This is a genomic window from Arthrobacter sp. NPDC057013 (genome assembly GCF_042674585.1).
Taxonomy (GTDB): Bacteria; Actinomycetota; Actinomycetes; order Actinomycetales; family Micrococcaceae; genus Arthrobacter.
In genome coordinates this window covers 112,719-127,367 of the sequence record NZ_JBHUSE010000005.1, presented here as the reverse complement: position 1 = coordinate 127,367, position 14,649 = coordinate 112,719, and the positions used below count along the sequence as shown (strand labels likewise).

The 14,649-nt window shown below is 61.6% G+C and carries 16 protein-coding genes and 1 pseudogene; 5 read left to right on the top strand and 12 right to left on the bottom strand.

The annotated features are described in order from the left end of the window. Positions 1-1,367 precede the first annotated feature (1,367 nt). A complete protein-coding gene (locus ACFTSA_RS09305; RefSeq protein WP_377950990.1) occupies positions 1,368-1,751 on the top strand; it encodes a hypothetical protein in 384 nt (127 codons plus the stop codon). A 41-nt stretch (positions 1,752-1,792) separates the two neighbouring features. On the opposite strand, the gene ACFTSA_RS09300 is transcribed toward ACFTSA_RS09305, so the two are convergent. Further along, positions 1,793-2,278 (bottom strand): hypothetical protein, encoded by a 486-nt coding sequence (locus ACFTSA_RS09300; RefSeq protein WP_377923062.1) that lies wholly within the window; start codon positions 2,276-2,278, stop codon positions 1,793-1,795. 158 nt (positions 2,279-2,436) lie between these two features. Then, entirely contained in the window at positions 2,437-2,667 is a 231-nt protein-coding gene (locus tag ACFTSA_RS09295) for a hypothetical protein (RefSeq protein WP_377950989.1), read from the bottom strand. 201 nt (positions 2,668-2,868) lie between these two features. On the opposite strand from ACFTSA_RS09295, the gene ACFTSA_RS09290 reads away from it, so the two are divergent. Then, the gene (locus ACFTSA_RS09290; RefSeq protein WP_377950988.1) at positions 2,869-3,267 is read left to right on the top strand and encodes a hypothetical protein; all 399 of its coding nucleotides are present in this window, start codon (positions 2,869-2,871) and stop codon (positions 3,265-3,267) included. A 92-nt stretch (positions 3,268-3,359) separates the two neighbouring features. Here ACFTSA_RS09290 and ACFTSA_RS09285 read toward each other — a convergent pair whose 3' ends face one another. Then, the gene (locus ACFTSA_RS09285) at positions 3,360-4,028 is read right to left on the bottom strand and encodes a hypothetical protein (protein WP_377950987.1); all 669 of its coding nucleotides are present in this window, start codon (positions 4,026-4,028) and stop codon (positions 3,360-3,362) included. A 253-nt stretch (positions 4,029-4,281) separates the two neighbouring features. After that, the gene (locus ACFTSA_RS09280) at positions 4,282-4,638 is read right to left on the bottom strand and encodes a hypothetical protein (RefSeq protein ID WP_377950986.1); all 357 of its coding nucleotides are present in this window, start codon (positions 4,636-4,638) and stop codon (positions 4,282-4,284) included. Between the two features lie 319 nt (positions 4,639-4,957). On the opposite strand from ACFTSA_RS09280, the gene ACFTSA_RS09275 reads away from it, so the two are divergent. After that, entirely contained in the window at positions 4,958-5,230 is a 273-nt protein-coding gene (locus ACFTSA_RS09275; protein WP_377950985.1) for a DNA gyrase subunit A, read from the top strand. Between the two features lie 215 nt (positions 5,231-5,445). Further along, positions 5,446-6,120: a hypothetical protein gene (locus ACFTSA_RS09270; protein ID WP_377950984.1), complete on the top strand. Its 675-nt coding sequence runs from the start codon at positions 5,446-5,448 to the stop codon at positions 6,118-6,120. 941 nt (positions 6,121-7,061) lie between these two features. Here ACFTSA_RS09270 and ACFTSA_RS09265 read toward each other — a convergent pair. Continuing rightward, a complete protein-coding gene (locus ACFTSA_RS09265) occupies positions 7,062-7,397 on the bottom strand; it encodes a hypothetical protein (protein ID WP_377950983.1) in 336 nt (111 codons plus the stop codon). Between the two features lie 276 nt (positions 7,398-7,673). Here ACFTSA_RS09265 and ACFTSA_RS09260 point away from each other — a divergent pair, with 276 nt between their 5' ends. Beyond that, positions 7,674-8,111, top strand: a complete 438-nt coding sequence (locus ACFTSA_RS09260) for a VOC family protein (protein ID WP_377950982.1) — start codon at positions 7,674-7,676, stop codon at positions 8,109-8,111. Positions 8,112-8,288: 177 nt separating this feature from the next. Here the strand turns inward: ACFTSA_RS09260 and ACFTSA_RS09255 are convergent, their stop codons facing one another. The 7 genes and pseudogenes from ACFTSA_RS09255 to ACFTSA_RS09225 form a co-directional block, all read right to left on the bottom strand. Beyond that, entirely contained in the window at positions 8,289-8,630 is a 342-nt protein-coding gene (locus tag ACFTSA_RS09255) for a YciI family protein (RefSeq protein WP_377950981.1), read from the bottom strand. 87 nt (positions 8,631-8,717) lie between these two features. Beyond that, positions 8,718-8,887, bottom strand: a pseudogene (locus tag ACFTSA_RS09250) (AraC family transcriptional regulator); the annotation flags it as partial. 144 nt (positions 8,888-9,031) lie between these two features. Continuing rightward, positions 9,032-10,033: a Gfo/Idh/MocA family protein gene (locus tag ACFTSA_RS09245; RefSeq protein WP_377950980.1), complete on the bottom strand. Its 1,002-nt coding sequence runs from the start codon at positions 10,031-10,033 to the stop codon at positions 9,032-9,034. Positions 10,034-10,119: 86 nt separating this feature from the next. Then, positions 10,120-11,193, bottom strand: a complete 1,074-nt coding sequence (locus ACFTSA_RS09240) for a DNA polymerase IV (RefSeq protein ID WP_377950979.1) — start codon at positions 11,191-11,193, stop codon at positions 10,120-10,122. A gap of 327 nt (positions 11,194-11,520) precedes the next feature. After that, positions 11,521-11,658, bottom strand: coding sequence for a hypothetical protein (locus ACFTSA_RS09235; RefSeq protein WP_377950978.1), 138 nt, complete (start codon positions 11,656-11,658; stop codon positions 11,521-11,523). 105 nt (positions 11,659-11,763) lie between these two features. Then, entirely contained in the window at positions 11,764-11,952 is a 189-nt protein-coding gene (locus ACFTSA_RS09230; protein ID WP_377950977.1) for a hypothetical protein, read from the bottom strand. Positions 11,953-12,126: 174 nt separating this feature from the next. Beyond that, on the bottom strand, positions 12,127-14,613 hold the full coding sequence (locus tag ACFTSA_RS09225; RefSeq protein WP_377950976.1) for a PEP/pyruvate-binding domain-containing protein: 2,487 nt from the start codon (positions 14,611-14,613) through the stop codon (positions 12,127-12,129). Positions 14,614-14,649: the final 36 nt, after the last annotated feature.

The following is a 14,649-nucleotide window of genomic DNA, read 5'->3' as shown; positions in this document are numbered from 1 at the left end:
ATCGTGGCCCTGTAACCGTAAAGGCTGGTTTCACTGTCCTCGCCGACAGACCTACCGATCAGGACCATGCCGGCTTGGTCGTATTGGTCTTGAGGGGATTCCAACCGGACCCAATCCACGCACGTCTCGGCGCCGCTGCCTGGACCAGTGCCGCACCCCGATCCAAGTACAACAACCAAGAGCCCAGCCAGCGCCAGCGATACATATTTCCCCAATGCCATGAAGCTACGCGCAGTCGAAAACGTGCACTACTGAGTCCCTCCAGTTGGAACTGTAACGAGACAGACATGGCTTGAGTGAATCTCTACTCGTTACACAACGCTTGAATGTGCCGTTCAGGGTTCCCGACGTGGGCAATCTACCCTGATGCCAGCCGGGCCTATACATCTGGAGCAACAGCATGTTTAGACTGCGGAATGAGTAAGAGCGAAGTCCGCGTCGTCATTTTACTCATGGTCGTCTCCCTGATGGCGGTTTCCCTTTCCGTACTGTTCCCCACACCCGAGCCCTGGATATTGGTTGTCCTCGGTATTGCTGTTATCGCGACAGCGCTCATGTTGGCGGTCCTATGGAAAGTCGTGCTCAGGGAGCGCCCAAAACGCTGGAGAGGACAAGGCCCTCCTACTCAGAGCAAAAGTTGAAGGTGACGCACAAGCGGTCAAGACAAGCCCGAAAGTGGCTCCGCAGCTGTAAATGGACTAGACCCAACAGCATGTGCCGTGAAGGGCTCGGATTCGACACCGAAGGGCACGGCCTCATAATCAAAATATGATTTCCGGTTCACGTGATTCGTCACGTCCCTACTTGTCCGTCGGCCCCGGAGGCAAGGATCGGGCGTCCATTGGACTGTGCCATGCGGGATCGCATGCTGGATGTTTCGTTCTTTACTACTCCCAGCCTTCAGCTACGCCGGCGTGGTATCTCCTCGAGTTTGCCGGACCGGAATGCATGGTGGAAATCCAGGACACTGACTACTCATTCTTTGCCGGAGACGAGTCCGAGATGGAGGAAATGCTCGATTCCTTCAAGATCGTCTGGTTCGACGGGGATAAGGCAAAAGCCTTAATGTATGCGCACTTTCCCGGAATTGGCCCCGGCATACTTCAACGCTGCCTCGGCTGGGTGAGGCGTTGGCGCGTTAGAACGCGGCACTGAGTTGCGGTGGCTCGAACTCTGTCGCAGCTGTCGGATGAGCGTTCTCAAGGGGAAGGTTGGACTAGACCTACCTAACTGTGCCGTACAAGGTTCGCGCAGAGGGATTCTCAAACCCGGATCGGATTCCTCTGGAGATTGGGTGGTTGAATGAAGCCATGGGGAAGCGCTGGAATGGCGGTGCAATAAAGCAGATACGGATAGGCACTCGCTACGTGCCTGTCTCGCTGGCTATCAGTGCGTTGTGCTGGCTTATTCCCGGCGCCTGGTCAGGCCTCGGCACGCTCGTCCCGTCCCTTTTCGCTCCGGCGGAGATTCGAGACTCAGGCTGGTTCGGATCCGGCACGCTGGCCGTCCTCGCCATCTATACGGCGCTCGTCATGGGCGTCCCAATCCTGATGCTTTACCGGCTCCGCATAGCCAGGGTCGCCCTCACTGCGGCAGCCATCTGCTTCACAGCGGCCGTCCTCACGACTCCAGCGTTGGAATCGGTGTGGGCGTACGTACTCTTCATGATCGGCACGATAACCATGTGGCTCCCGCAATCCAACCAGTACCTGCGGAAACGAATCCTGCGCGGAAACCGAGCGGTGCTCTAGATTCCGCCGAGCCGAAAGTCACTGTTGACCGAAAGACGCAGTCACTTTCGTCCCTTCCGGGACACGATGATTAGCTCGACGACAATTGCCCCGATAAGTGCGAGTGTAAGCGACGACTTTGCACCCTCTATGCCGATGTACAGCATGAGCGGATACTGATCCTCGTCCAAGGGAAGCCCCGACCCGATCGGGCTGGCGACGGTGGCAAAGACCGCCAGGGTTGTGAGAGTCGCGAGGCGCGCAGCAGTACCGCGAATTGTGAGGCGGTAGATGAGGACTGCGGCGACAGCGAGCAGGACGAAACCTAGCCGCCAAACATACGGCAACCATTCTCCCGAGACCCCTACAACCCTGAAGTTGAAGCCCAGAACAGCATTGGCATAGGCAGCCTGTAGCTGCATCGTCAGGTACCCAGTTAGGAGAATAACGAGCACCGAACCAGCCAAAGCGACGACGACAGGAACGGCCGATCCCGGTTGAAGCGTTGATCCTGAATTTTTCTTATCCGGGCTGGTCAATTTCTCCATCACATGTCCCCCAATTCCATTGCTCTGACTGTAAGCCTCCTCCCGCAATTCGGGTAGACACCCGTCATCCCCGCCGCTTGCCGAAGCCGAAATGGACTAGACCTAACCACATGTGCCGTGAAGGGTTCCTCAGTCAGATGGGTGAATGAACGCCGGGGCTAGCTTTGCTGGCGTTTTCTCAGCACAAACAGCCCAACTAGGTTAGCTAACGTGAATGCGACGCTCAGAACAATCACCACTGCGTTGACGGCAGCCCAGAATGGCTGAGGGTTAGAAAAATGCGCAATGATCCCCATGACTAAAACGAGGATCCCGGCATACACACCGCCAATAGTCGGGAACTGACGCTTTTTCCGGGGGGCAGCCTCTGGCTCGCTTAGATCCGACATGCTCGGAGCATACAACCGCGAGCGATAGATGTCTCCGCTACTACTCCGCGGCCTTCCCGCCCTGCTGAGAAGAAAGCCCCACTAGACGTTGGGCTCATGAGGCTTTACCGGTAGCTTCCTGGTGTCAGCGTAGACTGCCGGAAACCGAGCCGGGTGTTGGCGTCTCGGCATCCATCACTTCCGGCAAGCGAAAGAGACTTCATGATTTTGCCAGTGGCCATCCGGCGGCTTGTTGCCCGCAGGAAGTGCATTGGGGAGCTGCGACGACTAGCAGTGACTTTGGATTCCATGTACACGGGAACTCCCTTCGACATGGAAACGCCCGACGGCTACCTATCCGATGAGATCGGCAGCGAACAGCTCTTGGACGACATGTACATGATCCAGGAGGAGTTTGTGGGCGGGCTGTCCTTCTGGCCCAACATCAACGTAGAGGGGCTGCTCGAGCAGATTGTGGCAAAGGCGCAGACAATCCGGGATGGCCTGCCTGCCGAATATCCGATGACGAAGCAGAGGTTTGGTGCCCTCGTCACTGAAATGAGAGAAGCGGAACCGCGTTGTTCTGACTTGTACAACTTCGGGTTCAACAAGCTCTCATGAAGATTGAAGGCCCGGTTTTGCCTCCGCAGTCCGGCCCGGCCCGTACGTCGACGATCACATGACTGGTCAGCAGTTGACCCGATAAGGGTTCCTCAGGCGCGATGTTCTTCTGTCTTCGTTGGTAATGGTTGCCCTGTCGTACGGGTGAGAAAGCGGCCGGCACGTCGGAAGTCCCGGACGATGAATGCAATCCCGATTGTCAGTAGACCGACAGCGATGAACATGAACCAAGCGAACAAGTCATCACCTCGCATAGCGAGTCGAAGCGCTTGAGGAAGGAAGACAAGCGGATATATCGGAGCGAACAGAAGCTGCGTGGCTAACCCCTTGCGCATCTGCGCCGCCGCACCCCGGGCCACCGCAAGATGTTCCCGCTCAGCAGGGATTTTTCCCGCAATCTGTTGCCTGATCTGTTTTCGCTCTTCAGATTCCAGGGAAAGCAGCACATCGACATTGCCGTATTCGGCCGCTGGGACCACGTGCTTTGAGTTGTAGATTAGGCCTCCGGTCAATACAGCAACCACGGCGAGGCCACAGCCAATTATCAGGTACAGAGGCCAGTCCCCTTCAGTTCCTCTGGAGGTGAAGAATGCGACTAAAGCGACGGCGACAACCAGAAGGAACAATCCAAGTGGGAGGTAGCGCGCGTAGTATGCCGTGACGGCTTGGCCGAGGCCTTTATCCACCAGCCCCTGAGACCGTCTGGTGGCTTTTGCCCACGGGTCGTCGGAGTCGGCAGCCAAGTTTTCAATTCCGCCCATGATGCTCCTTCCGCAAGTGCAACAGTGGGACCGTCATAATCGGCTAGCCTCGTCGTCTGCTCAAATCATGAGCGATTTGTCCGATTCGGCCAACGCTTGTCCCCTTAAAAAATCCGCAGCATCCAGGAAGTGTGCCGCACGGTGTTAGTTCTAGCGAACCGCTATAGAACGATTTGTCCCCTCACTTATCTAGCGGAGGTTCTCTCCGCCCAGCGGCAGAGAGAACCAATTATTGCGGTGCTGGCCCACGGGTTCACCGGGTAGGTGCCGGTGTCGGACTTTGCATTGTTCCGTGATCAGCGAGGTGTAGCAGCTCGCGGTCGCCCAGTGGCTCATCCAGGGTCACAGTGCTGACGGGGGTGGACAGGACTGCGGCGCAAGGTGTTGCAGGTCCGTTCTGGTAGAGGGGAACAAGGGCGACCGCGGTGGAAGTTTCGGCTGTGAGGATGCCCTTGGCGGTCGCGCACGGTCCGCCTTGGGAGTACTGGATCACCAGTTTCGTCCGGTCGTCATTCATGTCCATCAGCCGCCAGTCCCCGATAGTGTCGGTGCCTGCATCGTAGGAGGTGGCGACCAGCGGTTCCGTTGGCTTGAGCCCGGCTATACCCACTGGCCGGAGAGGATCTGGACTTCCCGCGTTCCAGAGGTTAGCCGGGATATTTCCCGGCAGGGACGCACTTTCCGATGTGGACGGTGCCGACTGCCCTGCAGTGCAACCTGCCACCGCCAGCGCCATGACGGTGCTGACCGCCGTTACCGCCAGCTTCGTCACTGGCCGCGAAAGCATGCCCATGACCTGAAGCTATCTGGAGAGGTAGCTACTGTCTACGTCTCCGGGCGCCTGGGCTCTTACCTCCCGTTCAGTGTTGGTGTCGCGGTTCTTCAACGGGACGCCATGCCCCAACGAGTGCGTGTGCAAGAATCGCCGCATGGACGCGGATGAGCGGCAGATACGACAGGAGCTGATGATCATGGATGCCCTGCTGCAGGCGATGGATCGGCGTGACGAGGTCTTCCAGATGATTGAGGATTCAGAGGACATGGACGAAGCAATCGGCCGGGTGGGTGGGCTGCTGAATGTGGGAGAGCTGGGCAGCCGGGCAGTCCTCGACCTACAAGCCAGAAGATTCACCCGAGAACAGCGTCAGGCCATCGCCTCCCGTGCGGAAGAGCTTAGATCAAGACTGCATGATGGCCGCTGAGGACTTCATGCCCTCCGCCGATCACGAGTCCCTCGTCCCCCGCTGGCTGTCCCGTGGCTCAGCCATCCGACTTCCAGCTACCGCATTTGGAGTAGACCAAGAAAAACTGGCCCGACTGAGGTTCCCCGCAAGAGCCGAGGAGCCGTCAGTTCACGAGGCTGAAGCATCGGCCCGAACCGGGTGGGGTTTGTGGGCCTTCGACCCGTAATCTGTCCGTGGTTCCTCAGGAACGCAAGAGCGATACTTTAGGCATGAGGAGGCGCGGAATTGCCGGAAGCGCGTTAATTGGCGGCCTCGCCGTTGTGCTTGCGGGCTGCGCCCCAACTGTTCAACCAGGCGACGGTACCACCGTCTCGGTCGAGGCGTCGAAGTCCCCCATCGCGGGAATGGAACTTATGGGCCAGGGAACAGTGCTTCAACGGCGACCCGTAGGGCCCGAATTCTGCTTGGGCTACATAGCGGCGTCTGATCCTCCCATGTGTAGGGGTCCAGTCATCGACGGCTGGAACTGGGACTCGGTCACCGGATCGACGACCGTAGGGACGGTCACGCATGGGGATTACCTGCTGCAGGGAACGTGGGACGGTAAAACGTTCACACTCGGGCAAACACCTCCACGGCCGCTCGGCCGCAATGAATATGTCCTCCGCGGGCCAAGTGACCCACGCCGGGATGCAGCGCATCGAGGTGGTGGCACAGCGGTCCAGCTGAGGAAGATCCAAACTGAACTGTTGAACTCCGCCGAGCCGACAATGCTTTCTGCGCTTGCCGAAAACGGCTACGTCTTTTTGAAGGTCATTTACGACGACGGGAGCATCCAGAAAAAGATGGACCGGCGTTATGGCGAGAAAATTGTCGCCGTGGAATCGGCGCTTTTACCCGTCCCTTAACACGTCGTATCACCGGATTTACAGCAAGGACAGGCGGTGCCGGACTGTCCCCACAGGGGGTTCGCCAGAGGCGTTAGTTCCAGCTTTTGCGCTTTCCGATGAAGTAGCCGCAGAACATTAGGAAGACGCCACCGAGCACGACTAAGTACGCCCAGATGTTGTTCAATGTGGACTGAAGGACCAAGATGGTCCCGATGAGGGCGTTCACGGCACCCACAGATAGTAAGGCGATTCCAAGCCATCTAGGCGTCATGCCGCCACCCTAGAGTTTCCTGATGGGAATAACCAGACGGCGGGGTTGCCCTTCCCTTGCGGTTCTCAATGCGGAGCGATCCCAGAGAGCGTTCCTAAAATCGTGACCGTGACCAGCTCGATGGCGATTCACCGAGCCGCCCTCCGGCCTTCCGTCCTTCCCAGCAAAAAGAGACTACTATGCTGGCGGGCTATTCCCCGGGGCCTTCGTCCTGATGATCTTCCGAGCGACGGTGGAAGAGAAGATCGCCTGCAGCCTCCAGGACGGCCTGAACTACGGCCCCGATGACCTCCGCAAGGATGGACATGCGACCAGGATACGACTCATCGCCCCGCCAAACATACTGTGGATGGAAGCTTAAGGCGTTGGCGTTGCTCAGAGAGCCATGCCTAGGAGGAGTCGACTAGCCAGCGATCTCAGTCTCCGGCGGTCGTTCGGCTCAGGGCACAAGAAACGCGCGCGGCCAGGCATGCCGCCTTTAGCGGGATCGAGCTCCATTCGGCTCATCTGCGGCCTGTCCTACTTTGCGTTCAACGAAACCGGGCCCGGTGACACCCGGAACATGACCACGTCCCCGTAGCGTCCAGCGATTTCAATAACTGTCGGATTGTCTGCCAACCCTGGGTCCCCGCGTTGGACCAGGACGGATATGACCACGGTGTCCCGGGATGTGTCTAACCCGACGGAATCAAATACCTCCTTTGGACTCTTTGAGATACTCCACCACCAAAATCTTCTTCACCGCGTCGAGCTCGGACCAAGACCAGTGAGCGTCCGTTGTGACAACCCGTTTCCGCCCGGGATCAAGCCTGTCTGCCAGCCTCTCGAAAACTGAGGTGGCCTCGTCGCCGGGCTCTGCAACGCCGACGTAAATCTTGGAGGAATCCGAGGAGAAGTAGGCCCCGGAGAAAGTGTCCGGATGGGCGGCAACGTAGTGGTAAATCTTGTTACCAATTTCATTCAGCTCGCCGCTGGCCTGTCCCGTGTAGACAGGATCCGTGTAGATGCGGACAGGCTTGTTCATTTCGAGCGTTTCCTGGGGCGATCCTCCCCCAGAGCCTGCAAATCTGTCCGGACTTGCGCAACCCGACAGGCAACAGAGCAATCCAAGGATGCCCACCAAAAAAGGCTTGAGAACATTCCTTACCTGTCGCCATCCCTTCGAATGCATAAACGAACTATTCGCTTGCAACAATGAGGTGTCAAGGAAGCAGCGTGGCGTCCTGATAGCCCGGGCTGTGAGTAGCCGAATACCTGCCGCCGCTGGACCTGGACCGACCACCTCGGTAGCGTGCAACCCATGACCATCAGACTGGAGAACGTCGGCATCGCGGTTCGTGATCTCGAAGCAACCATCGCTTTCTTCACCGATCTGGGTCTCACGGTTGTCGGCCGGGACACCGTTAGTGGCGAATGGACCGACACTGCCGTCGGCCTTGACGGCAATCACGCCAACATTGCCATGCTGCAGACTCCAGACGGGCAAGGCCGTCTGGAGCTCTTCGAGTACATTCACCCGGAAGCGATCGAAACGGAGCCCACTCTTCCCAATGAGATTGGCATGCACCGCGTCGCGTTCTCAGTCGACGACATCGACAAAGCGTTGGAGATAGCCGCCAAACACGGCTGCCATCCGCTTCGCGGCGTGGCGACTTATAAGGACATCTACAAGCTCACATACGTCCGCGGTCCCAGCGGGATCCTCGTGATGCTTGCCGAGGAATTGAAGAAGGACTAAGAAAAGGCTTGGCATGCCCCCCGCCAAGCGGGTCGAAGAGGCCTGCAGCGGCCGGCGTTGGCGGGTATACCGGGGTCAAGCTTCCGCGGGTTGCCGCGGCGGGGAGCGGATGCTTCCTGTGATGTCTGTCGCGGGCGCGACGAGCCCGGCTAGCCCATAATTTGATCCCGCCATGACCTAGCTCGCGGGATCGTATGCGAAAGCGCGCAGCTCCTGTGCGCAACGGCAGGCTGCCGCGATCTTTGCGGCCCACTCCACAGCCGCATCGTAGGAAGGAAGCTCCAGCACCGAGTAACCACCTTCGAGGTGCGCGGTCTGTGGATACGTGCCGCCGCTGACTGTCCCACCGCCGTCGACCATCACGGGCGGGATGCTCTCGTCGATGCCGCCGCCGAACACCCAGACACCGGCGTCCTTCGCCTCCTGAACAACAGCGTGCGTCGCATCCGAAACGGCCTGCAGGTCTCCTTCAGGGAGGACCATGGCGGCACTCGGAAACGAGATCAGATACTTGGTCATCGCGTCGACTCCTTCTTCACACCAGCAGGTCTGCGTTCATCCTCGCCGATGCCATCCTTCCGCGCAAAGGTCCCGAGACGATGTCGGATAGTCGGGGTCGACGTCGGCACTCACCTGGAGCAGGCCCGCCGGCTCGGTATTGCTCAAGTCTTTAAGGCGCAGGCGTTCGGCCTCGGGGATCGAGGCGATTGTGTTTGGATGTGCGGATTGACGCCATGGTGGATGAGCGGCACGCGGGCAGAGTGGCCGACGAGCCGAACGCCGGTTGCTCTGCGATAGATGGGCCTCGATGACTTCGACGAGCCGGTTGAGGACTGCGATCACGGTTTTCCCTTTCAGCATTAAGTCTGCTGATCAGCCTCGGCCCGCACCCGACTTTTCCGGTTCGATTCGATGTCGTTTCACTCCCCCGGCAGGCGCTCGTGTGCCCGTGCCTCGCCGTCGAGATCCTCCAGCACCTTCGTGTTGTTGGCCGCATCCGCGAGGTCGTAGCGCAGAGGCGTACCGTTGAGGACACTGTCCGCAAAGTGTTCGCCCATCCGAACGAAGTGGTTTTCGCCCCTGACCTTGTGATAGATCGTGTCCTGCCCGAAGTGGTGCTCCTCCAGGACCGAGTCCTCCTCCAGGAGCCCAAACGGATTGTCCAGGTACAAGCGGCCCTCAGTGCCCGTGACTTCCAAAAAGTTGCGTCGCTCGAGGTTCACCCCGGTATCGAACAGTGCGGTGGCGCCGCCGGGAAAGCGCAGCATGCCCGCAATACTGGTGTCGACTTGACCGCTGTCGTTGGCGTCACGGTAGTTGCCAAAGGCCGCGACATGCGCCGGCTCCTGTGCCGTGACCATCCGGCTGATGTTGACGCAGTAGCCGCCGGTGTCGAACAGCGCGCCGCCGCCCAGCCCGGTGTACCAGCGGATGTTGTCGTCCCCGCCGGCGTCGAAGGAGTGGGCGACATGGATGAAGGTCAGTTTCCCCAGCACATTAGCCGCGAGCAGCTCCTGCAGCTTCTCGAACCGCGGGTGGAAACGGTACATGAAACCCTCAAGGACTTTGAGGCCAGTCTCATCGGCCTTGCGCGCAATCACCTCGCATTCGGCCACGGTCATCGCCAGAGGTTTTTCACAGAGGACGTGTTTGCCTGCGTCCAGGGATTTCAGAATCCACTCGAGATGCAGTGCGTTCGGCAGCGGAACGTAGACGGCGTCGATGTCCGGGGATGCCAGCAGCGCCTCATAAGAGCCAAACGCCTGTGGGATGCCGTACCTGTCCGCGTATTCCTTGGCCTTTTCCTCGGTGCGGGAAGCGATGCCTGCGACCTCGCCGTTTTTGGTTTCCTGCAACGCCGGAATTGTCTTGCGGACGATGCGGGCAGTGCCCAGAATGCCCCAACGCAGTTTCTCGCTCATTCAAATCTCCTTTTTTCAAAACCTAACCCGACGCGCAAGGGTGCTGTCCACCACCATCAGGCATTCGGACTCCCCTAACGAGGGCGTCACCAACCGCCGCGTGTTGGCGTATGCCCCTTTCGGGCATCGTCGGGCATGGCCATTTCGGCCCGCAGGCCCAGGAGCCGGATCGGGCGGCCGGCTTCGATTGTGGCTACGAGGTCCAAGACCCTCGCGAGGATTTCGCTTCGGTCGAATGTCTCGGGGATCTTCTTCGCGTGGGTTGTGGTGAAGAACGGCGCATACCGAACCTTGAGGGTCAGCCCAATCACGGGCCGTCCTTCGGCCACAACGTCCTCAAGAACGCGCGCTGTCAGCTCCCTCATGGCGTCGTCCACCTGGGCAGGCTCGGTCAGGTCCCGCTGGAAGGTGGTCTCCCGGCTGTGCCCGCGGGCAACCCACGGGGTGTCGTCCACAACGCTCGGGCCGTCCCCTCGTCCGAGCGATGCGTACCAAGGGCCCATCTTGGGGCCGAACTCCGGGACCAGGTCCTGGGGGTCGGTCGCAGCGAGTTCAGCCACTGTACTGATGCCGAGTTTGGCCAACCGGCCGGACACCTTCGTTCCGACGCCCCACAGTTCTTTGGTGGGCCGGGTGCCCATAACGTCGAGCCAGTTCGCTGAAGTGAGCCGGAACACGCCGGCCGGCTTGCCGAAACCGGTGGCGACCTTGGCGCGGACCAGGGTGTCGCCGATGCCCACGCTGCAATGCAGCTGCGTTCGCTCCAGGACAGCGGCCTGCACCTGCCGTGCGTAGGCCTCAGGATTCTCTGTTTCAGTGCCTACGAAGGCTTCGTCCCAGCCCAGCACCTGCACTGTGGCGCCGGGCTGTTCCCGCAGGGTAGCCATCACGCTTTCAGACGCCGCGAGGTAAGCCTCATGGTCGACGGGCAGGATCACTGCGTCCGGCACTTTCCGGGCCGCGATTCGCAGGGGCATGCCGGAACCGACGCCGAATGCCCGGGCTTCGTAGGACGCCGTGGACACCACAGCCCGTTCCGTGGGGTCGCCCCGGCCGCCGACAATGATCGGCCTGCCAGCAAGCTCCGGCCGCCGAAGCACCTCGACCGCCGCGATGAACTGGTCGAGATCGACGTGCAGTACCCACGGGATTCCGCTCACGCCACCAGTCTGCCCTAAAGATCCCTGGCAGGCACCGGCTCTACCGCGGGCTTGGTCGCGGAGCCCGTGCCCTAGTGCCTAGGCGGCGGGCGGTTACCTGGATGGGTGGTTGCAGTGCAGCCAGTAGGCACAACGACGGGGCCGGCGATTAGCTTGCCCGCGGCAATTGTGCGCCTCCACATGAGTAAGTCTCCGCTCCACGGCGCACGAGCAGCGCGGAAAAATCAACGCCATTAAGATCACAGGCTCCACAGTTACTCGGCCGAAATCGTCATCCCCCGTCGGCGGATTTATGGAAACAGCGGGCGACCGCCTTGGGGCAGGCAATCACCCATACAATTTCTCGCCCCCTTGGGCGATCGTTTCTTCACGCTCCAGAAGGAAGCGCAGGAAGGCGGCTTGGTTGTCGATTTCCCGCTGCCTGCGGGGAGAGACCCAGTCCAGCATTTCTTTGTCGTCAGCCATTATGTTCACCCCTTTCAGCCTCGTTTTTATGCTCACCCCGTTCGGGCAAGATCGGCGAAAGTTTCGGGCAAGATCGGCGAAGGACTTGTCACCAGCTACCGTCGGCTACAGCCCGCCGCCAACCGCGCGGAACTGTGCCCGGCGCCCCCGCAGATACGGCTCAATCTCAGAAACGCGGCGCAGCGAGACCGTGCTGACGTCCAGTAACGTCGTCCCTTCCAGGACCAGGCTCTTGCGGTCATGCTGGCCGGCGGCCCACCAGCGGCCGGCTTCGCGCCATACTTCGATCCTCACTAGTGGTCGTGACCTGGACCATGGGGCCGGATTCGCCTGGACCATACACAAGGCTCACAGCCGCGGACGGGCTGCTGCCGAGATCCCATTCACCTATAGCAAGCCGCCCCGTCACCTGCATAGCGAAAGTATGACAGCTCAGGCCCCAGTAGCGGCTCTACTGGGGGTGCGCACTCAGTCGGCGGCTGCCGCCACGACAGTTCCGGCATTGCCGTCCACCATGACGCGCTGCCCCTCGGCCAGGATGCCGGTGCCTGTGCCGGTCCCCATGACGGCGGGGATTCCGTACTCCCGAGCCACAATTGCCGCATGGGAGCCAAGGCCTCCCATGTCGACGACGACGGCGGCCGCGCGCTGGAACAGCGGCGTCCAGGAAGGGTTCGTGTACGGACAGACGAGGACGTCGCCGCTGCGCAGCCGGCCGAACCCGTCGGGGCCGCTGATGATCCGCACCGGCCCTTCCGCACGGCCGCGGCTGGCCGGCGTGCCGGAAACCAGAACGCCCTCCGCGTGGCGGCGGTTCTTGAACAGCAACGCCGTGTCCAGCAGCGGAAGCCCTTCGAGCTCACGACGTTTGGCGGCCCTGGCCCGCACGAGTGGCCGGTAACGCTTCCGGACGGAAGCCGGCAGCGCGCCGCCGTCGTCCGTTATCGCCTCCAGTTCCTCGAACCGCAGGTGGTAGATGTCCCTGACGTCGTCAATCACGCCGACGGCGGCGAGGCGGCGGCCAAGCTCCCGGTACGCCCGGCGCATGGGCGGGATGACCTTGGTGGCGTAGAAGTGGCTGTCCTCGCGGAACGCCATGCCGGCCCGGGCGTCGTTGACCGCGGCCAGCACCTGGCGACGGACAGGCCCGATGCGCAGGAACGGGTGGCCCCTCAGCTCCGCCAGCGCTGCGCCGGTCTGGTCAGCCGTGGCTGGCCGCTGGCCCAGCAGCGCCTTCACCAAACCCAGCACAACCTCTGGGGCGTCGGACCAAGTGGGCGAACTGCTCAACACCACGCTGACAGTTTCGCGGTTTCCATATTCGCGCAGGAACCCGGCGAACGCCTCGCGGAAGGCTGCATGCGCAGGGTCCTGTTCCACAAGCCGCAGCAGGGCCGGGCCGTCGGATGACGCGAAGGCTTCCGCCAGACCGGGATCCGCCCGGACCATTACGGCCAGCTGCTCCAAGGACCGGTTCGCGCGGCTCGTCATGGTTTCCGCACCCGCCACCAGGGCAGACGCCAGCCTCAGGCGCCCCAGCAGCAGAAGCATCAGGCGCAGCCGAAGCACGGGCAGGAATATGCCGGGCATGTAAGAGCTTCGCAGGTCGGTGATGCCCTGCATCGTGGCGAAGGACTCCCGCGCTACGCCCACAATTTCGGACCAGCGCAAGGCTCCCGGGTCCCGTGTGTCCAGCTGGTCCACCTGCTCCAGGAAGGTGATGAACCGGGGATCGTTCTTCCAGTCGGCCATTCTGAACTGCCTCACAAGGCGGGCCAAGGTCAGCGGTGCAGCCAGGGTACGGAGGGTCGGGCGCGGGACCGGCGGCACCAGCTGCACCACCACCCCGTCCTCCTCGGGCAGCAGATCCCCGACCCGGGGGAACCGCACTCCGACGCTGCCCGCCATCCGGTGCAGCATGGCGAGAATCCCCCGCTCCATCCAGCCGGATACATCCAGCGGGTAGGGCCGCTCCTGGAACATCTCGACGAAGAACGGTCCCACCCGCCGCTGCACCGCATTGAGCCGCAACGGCTGCGGCGGCAGCGCCGTCATGGGCCGGGACTGCAGGACATGGATCAGGCCGCCGGCCAGCGCCCATTCCATGTCCTGCGGCCGGCCGAAGTGTTCCTCCGCCCTGCGGCCCAGGTCAACCAACTCCCGCAGGTGCGCCCCGGCCAGGGACGCTACGGATGACCGGCTGCCGGGCTGCTGCCGCGTACCGCCGCCTGCGTCCGGGCTGACCACCAGCTCGCCGCCGCCGGGAGTGAAGCGGCGGACCTTGCCTACGCTGTCCAGCACGTAGTGCTCGGGCGTCACCCGCCCCGAGACCACCGCCTCACCCAGGCCCGGGCTGGCGTCCACCACGATCTCGCCGCGCTCACCCGTGACCGGGTTCGCCGTGAACAGAACGCCTGCAACGTCGGCCGGCACCATCTTTTGGACGACGACGGCGATCGCCACCTCGCGGGGGTCAATCCCCTGGCGCTGGCGGTAGGCAATGGCCCGGTCCGTCCAGAGCGACGCCCAGCAGTCGGCGACCGCTTGGGCCACCGCTTCCTCGCCGACGACATTCAGGAACGTGTCCTGCTGGCCGGCGAACGCCGCCCCGGGCAGGTCTTCGGCGGTGGCGCTGGAACGGACTGCCACGGCTCCCCCGCCCAGGGCCGCATACGCTTCGCCAATCTCCGTCCGCACGGCAGCCGGCATGCCAAAGCGGGCGAACAGCGCACGGAGGGCGCCGCCGTCGGGCATGTTTTGATCCATGCCGTCCGGGGCCGCTCCTAGTCCTGTCTCGGTGAGGAGCGAGCGGTAGGCGTCAGTGGTGACGACGAATCCCGGAGGCACCGGAAACCCGTGCCGCAACAGTTCGCCCAGTGCTGCGCCCTTCCCTCCGGCGGCCGCAAGGTCCCCGCTGCCGAAGTCGCCAAGGGGACGGGTTGTTCCGCCTGTCATCCGATCCTCCTTGCGCCGGGGGCAGCGTCGATGCCG